Below are 18,513 nucleotides of genomic sequence, written 5' to 3'. Positions count from 1 at the left end.
TTCAGCCAAAACGCGCTTAAACTAAGCGTCAGCACATTATTACAGCGCCACTTACAGTAATATAGAGTCAAAACTCGCACCACGGGAGTTCTTTGCCTTTTTTTTCATTTGGTAAATTTCTTAATGTTTGTAGCTAAAAGAGCCCAAGAGAGGTGTCATCCCGCTGCTTGTTAGCGGGATCTATGTTAAGAGATACCGCGAATGAATCGCGGTATGACGTAGGAATGAATCGCGTTATGACGTAGGACTGCTGTCATCCCAGTGCCCAGACACTGGGATCCAGTTTTCCATATAATCTCATCAAAAATGTTTATTTTCTAGCTACTTTTATACTTATCAACTCAGTATGCTTACTTACAATTAAAATTCCTGGATCCAAGTAGTCAAGCTACTCGGATGACACCCTCCTGATGGGACCAAATCACAATGTTCGTACAGTTGTGGGCGGTATGACAGCGTTAGCTATACTTTTATACTCACCAACTCAGCATCCAATCAAGTAGTCAAGCTACTTAGATCTGGTGGACTCAAATCACAATGTTCATACAGTTATGCTGTGCCCTATGGTGTGATGTTCTACGAGTTGGGTAACAGGAGGTAATGCAAGAAGTCTAATAGCGCAGCAACACGGAACCCCATGTGAGACCTGCACCTATTGCAATCAGCAGTACCAGATTTCCTGATTTTATTTTTGATTCTTGTATTGCATAGTCTAAGGCCAGTGGAATTGACGCTGCTGAGGTGTTTGCATGCTTATCAACGGTATTAATCACTTTCTCTATAGGAAAATCTAATTTCTTTACTACTGCTTCAATAATACGAATGTTTGCTTGATGGGGAATTAACCAGTCAATATCAGTGATTTTCAAATTATTGCATCTTAGTGTTTCCTCTACTGAGGCTGTTAACTTATCCACTGCATGTTTAAACACTTCTCTTCCATTCATGCATATTTTTCCAGAATCATCAGTAGAGGATACCCCTCCGTTCGTACATAATATGTCCACATTGCCATCAGAGTGTAAGTTTGTTGATATGATGACGCTGCTACCCATTTCCGATTTTATTATCACTGCACCAGCACCATCACCAAAGAGTACACAAGTTGACCTATCTTCCCAGTCAACAATCCTAGACATTATTTCAGCACCAATAACGAGCGCATATTTAATTCTATTGTTAGATTTTATGAGCGAATCAGCAACTGTAACTGCATATATAAAACCAGAGCATGCTGCTTGTACATCAAAAGAAAATGCGTTTTTACATTTTAACTTACTTTGTACAATCGTTGCACAGCTAGGCAAAGTTTTATCAGGCGTTGTTGTTGCAACTATAATCAAGTCAATTTCATCTACTGAAATTTTAGCTTTTTCTATAGCACTTTTTGCTGCATTTACAGCTAGATCTGACGTTAATTCTCCTTCATCTGCTATATGCCTTTGAACTATTCCTGTTCTCTGCCTTATCCATTTATCGCTTGTCTCAACTATCGATGCAATTTCGTTGTTACTCAACGTTTTTCTTGGTAGATAAGATCCAGTGCTTAATATGAAACTTTTATTCAATATGACTTACCCCGTTAATTATCTTTTGATTTAAATTTTCACTAATTGCATTTACTGCAAATTTTATAGCATGGGCAAAAGAAATAGCATCAGAATTTCCATGACTTTTAATGATGATACCATTCAGCCCTAAAAACATAGCTCCACTTCTAATTTTGGGATTAAAACGCGTTAATGCTTTATTTAGTTTAGATTTTAACAATATACCAATAAGCATTTTCGCTATCCACGAGTTGAATACTTCCTGCTTTATTAGATTGATAAAAGTACTAGCGGTTGCCTCAGCTGTTTTGAGCATTACATTGCCAACAAAACCATCAGCAACAATCACATCTATATTACCCTCTAAAAATTCACTTGCCTCTATATACCCTTTGAAATTAATGCCTGGAGCGTTTTTAAGCAACTCAAAAGCGCCGCGCACTGAGTCATTACCTTTAACTTCTTCTGTACCGATATTTAGCAAAGCAACCTCAGGATTGTCAATTTTTAGCGCTACTTTTGCAAATATACTTCCCATTAATGCAAATTGGAATAACGAATCGGCATTACAATCGACATTTGCACCAAGGTCAAGCAAAGCGAAGCTTTTTGTCTTAGTTGGACAGATAGAGACAATAGCAGGACGATAAATATTTGGTAATGTTCCTAAAATAAATCTGGAAATTGCCATCAACGCCCCGGTGTTGCCTGAAGATACCACTCCGAAAGCTTTACCTTCTTTCACTGCAACAATTGCAGCTTTCATACTTGAGTCTTTACGATGTCTCAGCGCAAAAGATGGCTTATCATTTGCAAGGACATTGTCAGAACAATGAGTAAACTCAGAATTGTTACTTACTTTTTTATATTTCAAAAGCAAAGGAGATACTTTTTCCTTATCTCCATAAATATGAAAAAGAACTTTAATGCCTGGGTCAACAAGATTATCCAAAAAAAAACCAGCACCCTGAATTACGGAAAGAGGCGCAAAATCGCCCCCCATAGCGTCAAGTGCAATAACTATGTGATTATTGACCGTAGGTAACATACCATAATAGTCATTCTGCCTGTTGCTTAATGAAAACTCGTTTTCCTTTGTAACTGCCATCTACTGCTACATTGTGAGGCAACATGAATTCTCCAGTTGTTGAACATACCACAACATTCTTAGGCTCAATAGCATGATGAGAACGATGCATATTACGCCTTGACTTCGACTTTTTTCTTTTTGGAACTGCCAAAACTTCCTCCATTCTACTACAAAATTCAATTCATTAATAACATGTTTTTTACAAGAAGTAAACAGGGATAATAAAATAAGTAAGGTTTGCTTATGTAATTGAGTCCTATAGCTAAAGTGGCTTAGGTTTACCTACAATTTGAAAAACCGTCATTCCGCTACTAGTTAGCGCCGCGGCGGTATGACGTAGGGAAACCTTTCTTGGGTTAAGCTTTAAATTAAAACATCAAGTATGTTGAACTTAAAACATATCTCAGCTATACTTTGCGATAAAGTTAATAAAAATTTTAATAAAATCAGTAAGACTAACCTCTAGCTAAAATGAATACAAAGTGAGCTTTTTTGATATAAATAGTGTTAGAATAATTGGTAGGTACTTTATCAATTTTTTGTTAAGGCTTGGTAGTGCATTCATATTTTTTATTCAATCTCTATACCACTGCTTTGTGCCACCATATTATTTTAGCAACGTAGCAAAACAAATTATAGAGATAGGCTTTTTCTCTCTGCCAATTGTTGGGCTCACTGGAGTTTTTATAGGAGCGGCGATAGTTTTACAAAGCAGCTTGAGTGACTCATTAATTAACCAAGAGCAGATAATACCCAAACTTGTTACGATCACTATCATTAAAGAGTTAGGACCAGTTTTGATCAGCTTAATAATGGTAGGGAAGGTTGGATCATCAATTGCAGCAGAAATTGGTACAATGCGCATCACCGAGCAAATAGATGCCCTTACAACTTTGAACATCAACCCTTTCAAGTATTTAATTGCACCAAGGATTTTAGCGTCAATCATAGTATTTCCCATACTTACAGTATGTGCAGATCTAATAGGAATATTTGGAGGATGTATCACTGCAGTCTTCGAATTTAACCACAATTTAAATATATACATTAAATACACAGCTCAGTTCTTTAATATGTACGATTTTATTGTTGGGCTAATAAAAGCAATTGCTTTTGGCGCCATAATTTCTGTCTCAAGTTGCTATTACGGTTATCATTGCAAAGAAGGTGCACGAGGAGTAGGTGTTGCTACAACATCAACTGTTGTTTTATCGTCCATACTGATCATTTTAGCAAACTACATGATTACTTTGATACATGCGTAACCCCATAATATCAATATTGAACTTAAGCTTATCTTTTGATGATAGGACAGTACTAAAAGATCTAAGTTTCGATATATTAAAAGGGGAATCATTAGTCATACTTGGCGGCTCAGGAAGCGGCAAATCTGTACTAACAAAAACAATTATCGGCTTGCTTGCTCCAGACTCAGGGTCTGTTAAAATAAATAGTAAAAGCAAAAATAAATTTGGGGTTTTATTTCAAAATTCCGCTTTATTTGACTACGTTACAGTGTGGGAAAATATATCTTTTAATTATAAAAAGCGCTTTAATATCAGCAAAAAGGAGGCAAAACAGCTAGCAATCGAGAAGTTAAATGATGTTGGACTGGAGGAAAGCATAGCAGATATGTTTCCAATAGAGCTATCAGGTGGAATGAAAAAAAGAGTAGCACTTGCAAGGGCGATTGCACACAATCCAGAAATCATCGTATTAGATGAGCCAACTTCAGGATTGGACCCAATTATGTCAGATATAGTAAACGAGATAATAATAAAATTATCTAAAGATCTTAACACTACAATTATCACGATTACACATGATATTCATAGCGCATTTAAAATAGCTGATAAAATAGCAGTATTACATGAAGGGGAGATCATTTCCCATGGAACTGTTCAGGAAATACAAAATACTAATAACGAATATATAAAGAAATTCATTCGTTATATAAGGTAGCAGACATTGGAATTCGGATTTTTTCAAACTGGATCCTATAGCTGACCCAAGCAACACGTCATACCGCGATTCATTCGCGGTATCTCGGCATAGATTCCGCTAACTAGTAGCGGAATGACGAATTTGTAGTTTTTCAAATTGTCGTAAGTCAGTTTAGCTATATATAGGATGACAGAAATTGTTTGTATTAGCTATATTCAAAAGCTCTATTGATATTTTGCAATATTTGTGATAAAATAATAGCTTAAGGTTGAGAGTAAAAATTTATGAGTGAAGCTCAAGGTCCAAATATTGCAGAATGGCAAGCGCAGCAGCAACACCAAGAGGCTGCTGGTGAGAAAAGTGGTTTTGGTCTTGGTCATAGCGACTCTGTTTCAACAGTCGTGGATGGAATGAAATGGTTGTTCAACTTTCATGAAGGAGCAATTGCTGCTTATAGTAACGTGTTTGAAAGTTTGGTAAGTGGCAGTAGTTTAGTAACACTGTTTGGAAAATCAGGTAATATGTTTGGCATAAAATTTCTTGAAAGCCTTGGAGAACATTTTTCAGGTGGAGGTGGGGAAGATATGCCATCAGAAGGAATGGATATGGCTCATGGTGATGAGGGACCTCACTCAGATGATTACCCTCATGCCAATAATGAAATAGCTCATAATGCTGATGGTTTGCAAGACATGCATGATGCAGGTGATCACCATGGTCAATCTTTTTCACCTGGTCCTTCACCATCTGTTGGCGATGACCACGGACATGAACTTGGTTAAACGCTTAAAAACTGCTGAATAGTATGCGAGAAGACCTAATAAGAAAAGTTGCTATTGTTGTGAGTTTGTCTTAGTGAAAAAGGTTTCAGTTTTAGGATCAACAGGAAGTGTTGGAAAAAAGACTGTAGATTTGCTCTCAAGGAGAAAAGAAGAATACCAAGTGGAAGCACTAAGTGCCCACTCAGACTTTGCTCTACTGGCACACCAAGCAAAACTGCTGAATGCAAAATACGTTGCTATCTCCGATGAAAGGTTTTACAAAGATTTAAGAGAAAACCTACTTGGTACAGATGTAAAAATAGCAATTGGCGCTGAAGGTCTAGTAAATGTTGCTTCCCTACCCGTTGATCTCTCAGTTATTGCAATAGTTGGTATCGCAGGCCTTGGGCCAGTTATAGAAGTCATAGAAAGTGGCACTAAAGTCATTGCACTAGCGAACAAAGAAAGCATTGTTTGCGGTGGAAAGTTATTACTTAAAAAAGCTAAAGAAAAAAACGTACAAATAATCCCTATTGACTCTGAACACAACGCAATTTTTCAAGTTTTGCAAAATGACGACAAATGCGTAGAAAAGATCATACTTACTGTTTCTGGTGGACCATTCTTAAACTATAGTTCTGAGCAATTAAGAAATGTCACGGTAGATCAGGCGCTTAGTCACCCCACTTGGAATATGGGAAGGAAAATCTCAGTTGATAGTGCAACAATGATGAATAAGGCACTAGAGATAATAGAAGCACATAACTTGTTTAACATCAGCCCGGATAAAATTGAAGCAATAGTGCATCCTGAGTCAATAGTACATGGAATTGTAACTTATAAGGATGGGTTCAACTTTGCTGTGCTTGCAGAAACTGACATGGCAATTCCTATTTCATATGCTTTGTCTTGGCCGGAAAGATCAGCTTTAAATCGTAAATTAGATTTAACAAAGCAAGGAAAATTGACCTTTCAAGAACCAGACCATAAGCGTTTTCCTGCGCTAAAGCTTAGCATGGCAGTGTTAAACTCTTCTGCTCCACAAACAAACAGTATTGTGCTCAATACTGCAAATGAAATAGCTGTTAATGAATTTTTGAAGTCACGAATTGGCTTTTTAAAAATAGTAGAGGTAGTGGAATCAACAATGGAAAGTTTTGATAGTTACACTGATATTAATTCACTATCTGATATAATAAATATTGATTGTGAAAGTCGTATTATTGCTAATAAAATTGTTGAAAGTAAAGTTGTTGCGTATAGCTAGAGTAATGTAACCAGACTGCATTCTGTGATTTTAGCAAAACACGATCTTTCATTTGAGCTTTCTTCAATTTAAAATAAATACAGAAACTAGCTATCTTCAAAAATATGGTTGAATAATTGTATCCGTTCAGGCAATGGCATCAACTTAAGGGATGTTAAGGAGTAAAATACTACAAGAGACAGCACTTTTGTTTCTATTTTATTGCAACAAAAAAGTTTAAAATGTGTCATTTTTAGGTGAGGCATGCAAAAAGGAAAAGATCTTATCTTACAAATTAAAAATGCAATATACTCGAAAACTTTTCAGAAAATCCATTGTGTTGAGTTTTACACGAACAAGAAAACTTCTTTTTTCGACAGTATTTTCTATAGTTAGTTAAAAAAAGTTTGGGAATAGAATGTGAACTTATGGAGCCATTGACATGTACCCTCAAAGCAAGCTTTTTCTAAAGCAAGGTATAAGATTTGCCATACAGGCTTTCAAGAATTTAAGCATCCAAACAGCCTATCAGGATGAACCTGAGTTGGAGAGGCTATAGACTTATTGCAGCAGATGGTTCTGGTATTCAGCTCTGAGGAAATTGTATCCGAGTTTGAACCAAATGGAACAACAGGCACCATTGGCAATTTGTTTGTTGATTTGTGTACTTCGCTGATTTGTAGTGCTCGTTTTACGGCTTGGAATATAGGTGAACAAACGTTGGCGGAAGAGCAATTACCCGAAGTTATAGCTCTTCTCATAATAATCCAAACAAGTTAAGATATGGATTTATGGTAGTGGGGTTTGTATGCCAGCAGCGTATAGTTACGATTTAAGGAAAAAAGCAATGGAGGCATTGGATGAAGGAGAAAGTAGAGCAACTGTTGCAGAGAGATTTAAAATTGGAAAAACGACTCTATATGAGTGGCAGAAAAGGCGTAAGGAAACGGGAGATTTTCAGTCAAAAAAGCCTGGAAGCGTAGGATATAACCATAAAATTACTGACTGGAATGTTTTTACCAAATTTGCAAAAAACCATGGTGGCAAAACTCAGTCAGAGATGGCTAAACTCTGGGGTAATATCAGTCGACAAACGATTCACCGCGCACTTAAAAATATTGGATTTACAAGAAAAAAAGACCTACGGATATAAAGAAAGAAATGAAGGAAAGCGAGCTCAATTTTTAAAGGTTATAGCAACAAAACGTCATGAAAATCTTGTATATATTGATGAATCTGGAATAGATAATACAGAAGACTACCCATACGGATATTGCAGAAAAGGAGAGAGGTTTCATTCATTAAAATCAGGTAAAAAAACTCAGCGTGTCAGTATGATTGCAGCTCTAAATAAAAGGAAGATCATTGCTCCATTGACCTTTGAAGGATACTGCAATAAGGATGTTTTCGAGGCTTGGTTTGAGCAGTTTTTAACTCCAATTTTAAGGTCTGGCCAAACTGTAATTCTTGATAACGCTACATTCCATAAATCTAAAAAAATAGATAATCTTGCTAGAGGAGTTGGTGCTGAAATTCTTTATCTTCCTCCATATTCTCCAGACTTTAACGAAATTGAGCATAATTGGTTTGCTATAAAGAATAGAGCTAGAAAAAATATCCCTATTTTTAAGTCTTTCCGTCAAGCTGTTGATTCTGCTTTTTTATTCTGACTATTATGAGAAGAGCTATATCACTCAAATGCGTTCATTAAATCAAGAGAAATTATTATTTATCTATGATCGTCTTCAGTAAAATTCATTCAGCAGCATGATGATTTGGAAGTAGATTTTATTTTTCGCTTGCAAAAAAGAAATTATAGCAAGCTATGGGAACGCTGGCGAATTAGATTTTGATTTTATATTGGAAAATGAAAAGCTAAAAAATAAAATGAAAGGACAGAAAGTAAGAGCTAACATTAGCCAACGGAGAAACAGAGTTTTTGATCGAGACTTTGGAGTAAAGCTTATGTATTAAGGTGGCACATAGAGGAGTGCTATAAACGACTCAAAGTAGGAGCAGAGTTAGAGAATTTTTCTGGAGAGGCTGTATTACAAGAATTTTGGGCAAACTTGGTCATGTGCAATATATTATCGCTTCATATGTGTGATGCACAAGGGCCTTCCCAGATCAAATTGCTGAGAAATTTTTCAGTTTTATTTGGTGTGATGAGGCAATCAAGTGCTTGTTGCACCAAAAAACTTTCAAGCCCTTTTTAAGTATACGCACTAAAGTTAAGATCCGACCGGGAAGATTGTATAGCCGCGATAAAGTAGATAAGCCTAAACGCCATCATGTCTTTAGGAGAGTTTGCTAATGTATGCTCTTAAGTTGACGCCATTGACTGTTCTCCCTCGTCATACCGCCGCGGTATCTCATCAGCTAACAAGCAGCGGGACGACAGCAGTACTACTTCATACTACCGCAAACCGTCATACCGCCGCGGTATCTCTAGATCCCGCTAACAAGTAGCGGGATGACGGTTGTCAGGCTAGCTGTCATCCCAGTGCCCAGACACTGGGATCTCATTTTACTCTATAATGGCAGTGCCTCTATGATGTAAGGAATCCAGTTTTTATGCAATCTCATCAAGAACGTTGTGTTTTAACGTAAGGTTGGCTACTTTTACACTCACTAACTTAGCTGGATCCCAGTGTCTGGGCACTGGGATGACGAGAAAGGAGCACTGGAATGACACCCTCCTGATGGGCCCAAATCACAATGTTCGTACAGTTGTGGGTTTAGTACGCCTTATAATTCTCAAACTGCTGTTCCGAATTAGAATTATTAAATTCACTATAAGGAGGAGCGCTTGGAGGAGAGTAAGGAGGAGGTGGTCCATAATTCCTAACTGCTTCTTTAGCCTTCTCAATATTATCTGATTCTTTCTCATGCTTCATATGAAAAGCTAAACCACCAGCAAAACATACGAGAGAATTAACGCCAAGGATAACTAAACCCCACACTGGTAACACTGGATAAACAGCACAAGCTACCAAAGCCGCTAAAGAAACAGCGCCAACCGCAAATTCTATATTCCTAAGCATCTTAAGCTTATTATCAAGATAATCTATTTTTTCTTCTTTTCTAGCCGCTTTTCTGCTGCTGTTATACCAAAAACACATACCAGCATGGAAAGCAACACACACAACTGCAGCTACCATACCTAAAGCTAATAGCTTTCTACTGTCTTCCGAGTCTTTTTTCTTATCTTCTCTGCTTTGATGGCTACCACTACTGAAACCAGGGTTATTTATAACTGTAGTATGACCACCAAACAGGCTGCGAAGTAGTAAATAATCCCAAAAATCTAAACCTCTATCATTGTGTACATGTACGTGTGTAACCTGAGGGCCTGTAGGTTGCCTGTTATTCCCTGCGTTATATTGATTATTTCTGCTTCCTGTATCGTGCCTATTGCTTGAATTTGGATGTGTAAATTTTTCATACGCATTTTTAAAATTCTCCTCACTCCAATTTGTGGTGTTTTGCGTATTACAAAATTGTAAAAACTCTTTAATATTACTGTTACTACCAGATTTTTTTATATAGGCTAACGCATACCTTTTTAAAACACTATCACTTGCTACCATAAATACCCTCTTAAGTTAAGACTAAATTAATAAATACTTATTATAACAAAGTAACGTCTTCTTGTCAAATCAACCATAACTTAATACCCAGTTAATATCCTTTCCACCAGCTCTTTTACTGTCGGTACGTAGCCATTCTCATAAAACGGATCTTGCTTAAATTTGTACACATTGTGCCCGGAAAACATGAGTTCATTTTCAATATCGCCGTCATGTATAATGTTTTGCAGTGTTTTTTGTATACAAAAACTCCGTGGATCTGGCTTTCGTCCTGTTGAATGGTCGCCGTGATCCTTCCAATTGCTAAACAAACAATGACTTAAGCATCCCATACAATTGATTTGATCTTGTCTTATCTCTGCAAATTTGCCTGGCGTCACAAAAATAACAGTTGTATCTGGAGTTTTCATTGCTTCTGTATACCCTGCTTTAGTCCATGTATTTGCCAGCTCTTTGTCTTTTGAAGTAAGGTAGATCTTCCTACCTCTGCTACCCATTGCAAATTCACTACTAAATTCTTCGCTGGCATTTTCTGAAAACTTTATTTGACGTGAATTCCGTTTCTGCAACTCACGTATGAAGTTATTTTTTACTGCAGATGAGTAAAACCCTGTTGGACTGAATTTATTTAAAAATACATCACCTTCTTCTAAAGTGAGTAGCTTCTTTTTCCACTCTGCAGAAATTGGGCTTTCTTTCGTCAAAAGTGGACGAGTGCCAAACTGAAAAGCTATTGGTCCAATTTGCAGATTGTCAAACCAATGTTCCCAATCTTTCAAATGCCACACTCCTCCTGCCATAACAATTGGTGTTTCTGAAAGACCGATCTCGTTCATGAAAGATCTAAGCTCTGCAACTCTTTCAAATGGAGCCTGTGGTAGCTCTGGGTCTTCACTGTTACTGAGTCCATTGTGCCCTCCAGCAAGCCATGGATCTTCATACACTACTCCACCAAGCAAACAGGAAGATATTCTTTGGTAAGTACGCTTCCATAATGCTTTAAAAGCACGCACCGATGAGACAATAGGGTAATAATAAACCTGATATTTAGCTGCAATTTCTCCAAGCCTATAAGGCATACCAGCACCGCAGGTAATACCATGAACTAAGCCTTTTGCTTTTTCTAATATGCCATGAAGCACGCGTTCTGCTGCTCCCATCTCCCAAAGCACATTCATATGTATTCTTCCATGACCTTTTGATATTTCATTCGCTATTTTTGCCTGACTGATTCCAGCTTTAATACTATACTCAATCAATTCACTGTGTTTTTCATTTCTTGTTTTGCCTTTGTAAATCAGCGGCACTAACTCACCATTATCATCAATAAGCTTAGCATTTGCACCAGAAAACGTACCCACAGCATCTGCTGCAGCAAATGCTCCACTTGACCTTCCATCACTGATTGCGATGCCTTTGCCGCCCTCAATTATTGGCCACACTTCCTTTCCTGAAATTACTATCTTTTTTATCTTATTTTTCAAAACTTCCTCGCAATCTTTCACTCTATTTTACTTAATTACTAAAAAAATAATAGCTGTTTATTTTTTCTTTTATCATCAGAGCCTCTGCATAGCCAAATTTGGGTTTTGAGTAGACACAGCAGCTACTGTAATATAGTTTCGAAAGAAGTCTAATGTATTTTGCTATATGATCATAGGTCTAACAGGCGGAATTGGGGTAGGAAAGAGCTTTGTAGCTAATTGCTTTCAAGAGTTTGGTGCTGCTGTGTTTGATGCTGATTCTGTTGTACACCAACTTTATAAAGTGGATAAAAGCATAATAAGTTATGCAGAAAAAAATTTTCCTGGAGTGGTAGTAAATGGTGAAATAGGTAGAACAGTACTGTCTAAATATTTCTTAGCCTACGATGAAAATTGGAAACAATTTCAATCTTTGGTTCACTCTGCTGTGCTGCGTGAATTAGAATTTTTTATTGCCAAGGAAAAAAAGATCGATAGAAAGCTTTTAGTTTTAGATGTGCCACTTCTATTAGAAACAAAATTTCATTCATACTGTGACCTTATTATTTTTATCTATGCAGATAGCGTTGTGCAAGCTCAAAGACTTAACGAACGCAACATAGATAAAGAAAAGCTAAATTTAATCTTCAATGTTCAGTTATCTATTGAGGAGAAAAGGAAGATGAGTGACTTTATTATCGACACCAGTGTAAGCAAAGAGTATGTTTTTTCTCAAATAAAAAAAATAGTGGATTCATTAAACCTCAACACGTAGCTCTACGTCATACCGTCACGGTATCTCTTATACCAAACTTCGTTATTGGGAAGACAAATAGAATATACGATAAATTCACTTAAACCTCCAGTTATAGGCGGAAAGCACTCTTTTTCATTTGTCTCATTATTATTGAGAATTGGTATTAGCATAGATCCCGCTAACAAGCAGCGGGATGACGAAGTTATCTTCATACTGCCGCGAACCGTCATACCGCCGCGGCGCTAACAAGCAGCGGAATGACGATTGTCGATAAATCTAAGTTACTTTAGCAACAGTTATTCTCCACTAAATTACTCTGAATTTTGGTTATATTATTTGCGGATTTCACTGCTGAAATCTCAAATTTTGAGCTTGTGTTCAAAAATGATTCAACTGACCTGCCAAAAAAATCGTATCTCCACCCCTTGAATAGTTTATCTATCTGCCCAGATATTGACCCGGTTAACTCATCTTTTGAAGAAACTAATTTCCTTGATATGTTACTTTCTTTACATTTACTATCTAAAATAATTGAGAGTATATCGAATACAGATTTGTCATAATTATTCGGTAAGATGTTGTTTTGCTGCATCCAATTTTTTTCATTTTCATTAAAAATATTCACAAACTCTAGTAAATCTGCATCTTTTATATTTTTTGCATTCCTCTTGAGATCATCTAAAATCTCATCAACATGCTCTACATTTTTTTCAATAAAACCAGCTATTACAGCATTATTAATTACTTTATTACGATTCATATTATAGCGCTGTGCTAAGGTCTCTTGCCATTCACTAACTGCTTTAACAGTTAATACCAATCTTGGATTTGCTTCATAATTAAATTTAATTCTCTTCCATGCATCTTTTGGACTATGTAAATACTTATTTATATTAACTATTGATTCCATCTCTTCTTGAAACCAACACATCCTATTATTTTCTTCAAGTTTATTGCACAATATTTGGTATAAGTCATATAGGTGTACCACGTCGTTTATTGCATAGTCTAACTGATCCTCGGACAACGGACGCCTTAACCAATCTGAATTTTTAGCTTTAATTTTATCCAGCACTACTCCTTGATATTGCTCTACTACTTTTGAGTAACCAATAAAGTCATGATAATAATGACAAAACATAGCGGCAACTTGGGTATCAAAAATGGGAGTGGGAATACATTTAAACACAGTGAGTAAGGATTCTATATCCTGCCGGCAGCTATGAAACACTTTGGTTATCCCCTGATTTAGCATTATTTTCTTAATGAATGATAAATCAATTTCTGGCACTAATGCGTCTACAATAAAACTCTTCTCTCCGTAAGAAATTTGAATTAACGATAATTTTGGGTAGTAGGTTAAATTATTTCTAATGAACTCCGTGTCAACTGCTATAAATTTCGGCTTTTTTGCTATTAATTCTTCACACGTATCTTCCAGCTCTGATGTTGTACTAATTAGCATATATTTTTCACTTGGTGGTTCTACTTTATCTGACCTTACCCAGAAAAAGTGGAGAGAAAATTAAGACGTTTTTGTCATGAGAATGATGCATCAAATTGTGCAGGAATGCAATAATTAATAGTAGAATGCCTACGTTGTTTGTTATAAAAGATTTCTATGTATTCAAATATGGCAGTTCTGGTTTGTTGAGCGAGAAGTATCAATAAGCAGCTCCCTTTTGAGTGAACTTTTCTGCAACAGAGTTATCGTAACAACATCCCTTATGGCTCATGCTGGAAATGATGTTTTTTGTATTCAATAGAAATTGGTAATTTTGAGAGGTATACTGTGACCCTTGATCGCTATGTAACAGCAGATTTTATCGGGTTTGCGCTTATTAACGGCCATCAATAAAGAGTCAACAACCAATTGTTTATTTATTGAACTGCTCATTAACTACCATGCGTGAATATAGATCCTGCCAAATATAGTCATCCTTCTTTGGTTTTTATATAAGTAATCCCATATTTTATTTGGTTGATCGACAATAAAGTTTTGGTCTAATATATTGAGAGCTACGACTCTATTGTCCGTTTGTTGCTTCTTAGTTTTAAATTTTCTTCTCAATATAGCCCGAATACCATTTTTCTGCATAACACTTTGTACTGTTTTAATTTTTGCCTAAAGCTTTTAATTCAGCGTGAATTTTAGGGATCTGCATTTGGATGCTTTTTTTGAATATCTGCTAGAAGCCCATCTCTTGCTAATTCCTTACTGCTTTTTCCCTTAGCAACCCATTTATAATAACCACCAGCAGATATGTCTAAAACCCTACATAGTTCCTGTATTTTATAGCAATTTCTATATAAAAGAATACTTTACTCTTTTTGTTTGGTCAGGGCTTTTTTTTAAATGTCTCTTTCTCTTGTTACTCTTGCTAGTTCTTTTTTTAGATCAAATCTTTCTTTGTCATAAGGAGCCTTTGTCTGGAAATGCGTATGCTTCTGACATTTTTCCATCATATTTTCTTACCCATTTACTTAACATACTGCCATCTATGCCTAGATCTTTTGCTATTTTTTTACTTCTGTTTCTTTAACCAGCTTAACAGCTTCTAATTTGAATCCTGCTGCTTCTATTTGCCATATTTTGAAAAAACGTTTTATTTTACTCCAAAAACGTCTTAACTTTCTCTCTACTTTTTCTGGGTAAGGTCAGAGTATCCACTTTAACCTCTCTAAATTTGCTCATAACCTCTTAACTTGACGCGTATGACTCCCTACTTGGATGACAGATAGTAGTGCGAAAGCCTCTTACAACTTACTTTTAATTAGTCTAACCCATGCGTGCCAATCCCTCTCACCAAGATTGCTTTCAAAAGATAGGAGATCCTTTACAGCTTTTGAGCAAATTTCTTCACTTGGAATTGATAACTCCCTATTCATTGCTAACGTTAAACATTGAGTTTTGCACGCTCGTTCTAAATGATACGTGTAAAACATTGCTTCTTGTATAGTCCGACCACACGTTATAGATCCATGATTGCGCATTAACATGACAAAATTTTCTTTCAGATCAGCTATTAACCTCTTTCCTTCTGTATTGCTAAGTGCTAGGGAATTATAATTATGGTAAGAGATTTTATTGTAAAAGTGCAGTGACCATTGACTTATTGGAAGTAGTCCATCTTTTAGAGAAGAAACTGCTACAATAGAAGGTGTATGCAGGTGAAAAATTGCTTGAATGTCTTTCCTTGCTTGATAAACAAAACCATGAATTATATAGCCAGTTTTATTATATTGATATTCTGTACCCTCAATCACATTTCCATCTAGTGATACTCTCATCAATGAATTTTCATTCACTTCGTCAAAGCGTATACCAAATGGGTAAATATAAAACGACTTTTGATCTTCAGAACATACCGAGAGGTGAGTATATGTATGATCATCCAGTTTAAGGTAAGACAAAATCTGATAGGCATAGACTAGATCCCTTTTTACTCTGCTCTTTGTTAACAACACAATCCTCTGTTAGAATCTTCTGAAGATTTATACACGAAAAAAGGCTTGTAGTAAACTAATAAGTCTATGCCACTCTGTCTTGCTTTCTGAATACCAAACACTTTTGTGTTGTAGCTTGCTTAAAAATAGTTATCGTTATTATAGAGTTTATATACAGAATTTATGTTTCTAAATTACATAATATCTTAACTATAAAAATAATTTTCTATGTAATATTTCATATGTTTTAAAGCTTTGTTTTTATGTTATTATAAATGTAAGTTTCAAGATTGAAAATAATATGGTAAGTATTAACACAAAAAAACAGCCAGCAGGATTTTTCATATATCTCTCTGGTCTTTCAGGAAGTGGTAAACTTTCCACAGCAATAGAATTGTCCAATATGATAGACGCATTAATTGTAAATAGTAAGTTCTATAACAATGTTCAAGTTTGCTCTATATACAATGGTGTCTTTGAACGTGATCAAATACCTAAAGAAGTTCAAGATAGAATATATGACATTATGCAAATTATGCTTCAGGTAATAGAAAATTATCCGATTCACTCAAAAAATTACATATTTATTGATGAGTTGATGGAAAATAATGACCAGAACATGAGGATGTATGATTCAATAGTAAGGCTTAGTAAAAAAATGAACACAGAAATCCTTCCTGTGGTACTTAGGTGTGACCTACCGACATTACAAAAGCGTATTGCATTAAAAAGGCAAAGAAAAAATAGGAAGGTGACTAATGTAAATAGCATGATAGAGCAATTTAGGATTAACAATTTATTTATACCACCGAGTGCCATAGAGATAGAAAATTCAGATATGAGTATAAAAGAAGTAGCTCAAGAGATAGTAAACCAGATGCACAGGCTTAGCCACATTGTATGTACGCGAAAGAATAGTCTATAATGATTTCATATACTGAGGCTCATTTAAATATAGAGCCTCAACTTCATTTAATTTTTGCTTGTTCTTCAGTCTATAATGAACCAATAGTCCTGCATGGCTAGCATTTAAATTGCAATCCATATGTGTAATGCAGTCACTGCTTGTAGCGTGACACTTGGATCCAGGTTCACGTGCTGCAGTTGGACCAGATAGCGGCAATAAATTGAAATCAAATAACTGCGTATAAAACCCTTGAGCATTTTTGATTATAGCTCTGATATTTTTTTTGCTATTCGTACAAATCAAAGATATTGTGTAAGCTTGAACTTCCAGCGCATTAACTCCGTATAATGGCTTATTTGTAGCAAGATTTATACCTTGTGCTGCTGATATACCAACTCTAATTCCAGTGAAACTTCCTGGTCCAACTACTACCGCTAAATGATCTATTTTATCATAATTATAATTGTGCTTATCAAACAAAGTATTCAGAATTTGAAAAAATGATTCTACATGATTGTTGCTGTCGGAATTGCGCTCTACAAAACAATTACCATCATAATCAACTATTGCTATTGAACTACCAGTACCTACAGTATCAATCGCTAAAATAGACATTACTTAAGCTTATCATAGAGTTTTGTAAACATCATAGTAAAGGCACCATTACCCATAACATTTGCTGAAGTGATTATTGGATCAAACACTATATACAAGGCTGTGATTAACGAAAGCATTTCTGGAGAAAATTTGAGGTATTTCTCAAGAATAGGTAGCATTACCATAATTCCTCCTGCCGGCACTGCAACGATAGCAAACTTAAATAACAAAAAATAGAGAAGAAAAGTTACATAGTCCGTTGTGGACAATAAATAACCAGAAGTAATTACCATTGATAATATTATAACAAAAAAGCAATCACCTACTAAATGGAAGCTAGCAGTTATTGGTATAACAGACGATGCTATATCAGGTTGCTTTACATTTTTTTTGCTTCCTTCAAGAGTAAGCGGCATAGTTGCATTACTAGACATTGTGCTCATCGCAGTAATAAATGCCGGTATCATATTGCCTATACTAGCTATCCAGCTTGTGATCTTGAATGAATTTGCTGCTCCATATAAGAGGAAAACATAAAGGTAGGTTGCAGATGCTATAATAATGAAAATTATTGAGTAATCCTTAAATATTATAGATAAAACTTGATCATGCTGCATTTTTAAAGCAAGCCCAAGTACAAATATTGGAATAATCGGCGTCAAAAACGTCTTCAAAATAAAGAGAGTTAAATCTAACATTTTGTTCGAAAGCTCTTTGCTTTTCTTGGGTAGCAGTGTGGACACTACTATGCTGGACACAAATCCACAGGCAAGGGCATAAAAATTAGAAAGCAATGCAGGCAGCCTAAACGACCATAAAGGAACAATTGTTTCTTCATACGTTATATCTTGTATTGAATAAGTGTTTTGTATGATAAAATGCCCAACAGAATAAGCTATTAAACTTGAAGCCAGATTCGATAAGAAGATCATTATAATAAGTAACAATATAAACTTTATAGCTGACTGCTTAAGATTGTTAACACTGCTAAAGATTAACGCAAAAATAATAAAAGGCATTATAAATAGCAAAACCTCTTTTATACTCAGGCTCGTTGAGTACAAGAAGGTTTTTGCTTCCATTGGAACTAAATGACCAAAGAATGCAACTGAAGTGATGACCGTGAGTAAGATTAATAGTTGTAGCACGTTCTTATATACC

The 18,513-nt window shown here is 35.8% G+C and carries 19 protein-coding genes and 2 pseudogenes; 9 read left to right on the top strand and 12 right to left on the bottom strand.

All coding sequences use genetic code 11. The features are described from left to right. Positions 1-611 precede the first annotated feature (611 nt). The 3 genes from ACFZP3_RS01365 to rpmF are packed head-to-tail and all read right to left on the bottom strand — an operon-like array spanning position 612 to position 2,791. Entirely contained in the window at positions 612-1,568 is a 957-nt protein-coding gene (locus tag ACFZP3_RS01365) for a beta-ketoacyl-ACP synthase III (RefSeq protein ID WP_264688027.1), read from the bottom strand. Beyond that, a complete protein-coding gene (gene plsX, locus ACFZP3_RS01360; protein ID WP_253310008.1) occupies positions 1,561-2,598 on the bottom strand; it encodes a phosphate acyltransferase PlsX in 1,038 nt (345 codons plus the stop codon). The genes ACFZP3_RS01365 and plsX overlap by 8 nt, the downstream gene beginning before the upstream one ends. 10 nt (positions 2,599-2,608) lie before the next feature. Beyond that, positions 2,609-2,791 carry a 50S ribosomal protein L32 gene (gene rpmF, locus ACFZP3_RS01355; protein ID WP_010962967.1) on the bottom strand — a complete coding sequence of 61 codons (183 nt, stop codon included), beginning with the start codon at positions 2,789-2,791 and terminating at the stop codon, positions 2,609-2,611. Between the two features lie 331 nt (positions 2,792-3,122). On the opposite strand from rpmF, the gene ACFZP3_RS01350 reads away from it, so the two are divergent. From ACFZP3_RS01350 to ACFZP3_RS01320, 7 genes and pseudogenes are all read left to right on the top strand, one after another. Beyond that, positions 3,123-3,905, top strand: coding sequence for an MlaE family ABC transporter permease (locus ACFZP3_RS01350; RefSeq protein ID WP_264731954.1), 783 nt, complete (start codon positions 3,123-3,125; stop codon positions 3,903-3,905). Beyond that, entirely contained in the window at positions 3,898-4,602 is a 705-nt protein-coding gene (locus tag ACFZP3_RS01345; RefSeq protein WP_264688025.1) for an ABC transporter ATP-binding protein, read from the top strand. Before ACFZP3_RS01350 ends, ACFZP3_RS01345 begins: the two co-directional genes overlap by 8 nt. A 266-nt stretch (positions 4,603-4,868) precedes the next feature. After that, on the top strand, positions 4,869-5,366 hold the full coding sequence (locus tag ACFZP3_RS01340; RefSeq protein ID WP_264688024.1) for a hypothetical protein: 498 nt from the start codon (positions 4,869-4,871) through the stop codon (positions 5,364-5,366). 73 nt (positions 5,367-5,439) lie between these two features. After that, complete coding sequence (dxr, locus tag ACFZP3_RS01335) at positions 5,440-6,612, top strand: 1-deoxy-D-xylulose-5-phosphate reductoisomerase (RefSeq protein WP_264688023.1); 1,173 nt, start codon at positions 5,440-5,442, stop codon at positions 6,610-6,612. Positions 6,613-6,855: 243 nt separating this feature from the next. Next, positions 6,856-7,341: pseudogene (locus ACFZP3_RS01330) on the top strand (IS4 family transposase); the annotation flags it as partial. A gap of 58 nt (positions 7,342-7,399) precedes the next feature. Continuing rightward, a protein-coding gene (locus ACFZP3_RS01325; RefSeq protein WP_386086489.1) for an IS630 family transposase occupies positions 7,400-8,261 on the top strand; the annotation gives its coding sequence in 2 pieces (ribosomal slippage) (positions 7,400-7,725 and positions 7,724-8,261; 864 coding nt in all). Between the two features lie 19 nt (positions 8,262-8,280). Beyond that, a pseudogene (locus tag ACFZP3_RS01320) lies at positions 8,281-8,905 on the top strand (transposase); the annotation flags it as partial. 258 nt (positions 8,906-9,163) lie between these two features. Here the strand turns inward: ACFZP3_RS01320 and ACFZP3_RS01315 are convergent. The 3 genes from ACFZP3_RS01315 to ACFZP3_RS01305 all read right to left on the bottom strand — a co-directional run bounded on the left by ACFZP3_RS01315 (position 9,164) and on the right by ACFZP3_RS01305 (position 11,665). After that, a complete protein-coding gene (locus tag ACFZP3_RS01315; protein ID WP_264688022.1) occupies positions 9,164-9,286 on the bottom strand; it encodes a hypothetical protein in 123 nt (40 codons plus the stop codon). Between the two features lie 43 nt (positions 9,287-9,329). After that, the gene (locus ACFZP3_RS01310; protein ID WP_386086680.1) at positions 9,330-10,181 is read right to left on the bottom strand and encodes a hypothetical protein; all 852 of its coding nucleotides are present in this window, start codon (positions 10,179-10,181) and stop codon (positions 9,330-9,332) included. A gap of 80 nt (positions 10,182-10,261) precedes the next feature. Continuing rightward, positions 10,262-11,665 carry an NAD(P)H-dependent flavin oxidoreductase gene (locus ACFZP3_RS01305; RefSeq protein ID WP_264688020.1) on the bottom strand — a complete coding sequence of 468 codons (1,404 nt, stop codon included), beginning with the start codon at positions 11,663-11,665 and terminating at the stop codon, positions 10,262-10,264. Positions 11,666-11,831: 166 nt separating this feature from the next. On the opposite strand from ACFZP3_RS01305, the gene coaE reads away from it, so the two are divergent. Continuing rightward, complete coding sequence (coaE, locus tag ACFZP3_RS01300) at positions 11,832-12,419, top strand: dephospho-CoA kinase (RefSeq protein ID WP_253307192.1); 588 nt, start codon at positions 11,832-11,834, stop codon at positions 12,417-12,419. Between the two features lie 268 nt (positions 12,420-12,687). Here the strand turns inward: coaE and ACFZP3_RS01295 are convergent, their stop codons facing one another. From ACFZP3_RS01295 to ACFZP3_RS01280, 4 genes are all read right to left on the bottom strand, one after another. Further along, entirely contained in the window at positions 12,688-13,866 is a 1,179-nt protein-coding gene (locus tag ACFZP3_RS01295) for a ribonuclease D (protein ID WP_253307194.1), read from the bottom strand. 74 nt (positions 13,867-13,940) lie between these two features. After that, on the bottom strand, positions 13,941-14,069 hold the full coding sequence (locus ACFZP3_RS01290) for an IS3 family transposase (RefSeq protein ID WP_353270857.1): 129 nt from the start codon (positions 14,067-14,069) through the stop codon (positions 13,941-13,943). Positions 14,070-14,301: 232 nt separating this feature from the next. After that, on the bottom strand, positions 14,302-14,499 hold the full coding sequence (locus tag ACFZP3_RS01285) for a transposase (protein ID WP_264688017.1): 198 nt from the start codon (positions 14,497-14,499) through the stop codon (positions 14,302-14,304). Positions 14,500-15,158: 659 nt separating this feature from the next. Further along, positions 15,159-15,869, bottom strand: a complete 711-nt coding sequence (locus ACFZP3_RS01280; RefSeq protein WP_386086677.1) for a class II aldolase/adducin family protein — start codon at positions 15,867-15,869, stop codon at positions 15,159-15,161. Between the two features lie 280 nt (positions 15,870-16,149). Between ACFZP3_RS01280 and ACFZP3_RS01275 the strand changes: the two genes are divergently transcribed. Continuing rightward, positions 16,150-16,773, top strand: coding sequence for an AAA family ATPase (locus ACFZP3_RS01275; RefSeq protein WP_253307197.1), 624 nt, complete (start codon positions 16,150-16,152; stop codon positions 16,771-16,773). Here ACFZP3_RS01275 and tsaB read toward each other — a convergent pair. Together tsaB and ACFZP3_RS01265 are read right to left on the bottom strand one after the other, a co-directional pair. Next, on the bottom strand, positions 16,768-17,370 hold the full coding sequence (gene tsaB / locus ACFZP3_RS01270; protein WP_386086675.1) for a tRNA (adenosine(37)-N6)-threonylcarbamoyltransferase complex dimerization subunit type 1 TsaB: 603 nt from the start codon (positions 17,368-17,370) through the stop codon (positions 16,768-16,770). The two genes, ACFZP3_RS01275 and tsaB, sit on opposite strands and share 6 nt — an antisense overlap. Next, on the bottom strand, positions 17,370-18,500 hold the full coding sequence (locus ACFZP3_RS01265; RefSeq protein WP_253307199.1) for a cation:dicarboxylate symporter family transporter: 1,131 nt from the start codon (positions 18,498-18,500) through the stop codon (positions 17,370-17,372). Before ACFZP3_RS01265 ends, tsaB begins: the two co-directional genes overlap by 1 nt. Positions 18,501-18,513 lie beyond the last annotated feature (13 nt).

The sequence above is a fragment of the Wolbachia endosymbiont (group A) of Norellia spinipes genome (genome assembly GCF_964273535.1).
This window is presented reverse-complemented; position numbering and strand designations above follow the sequence as displayed.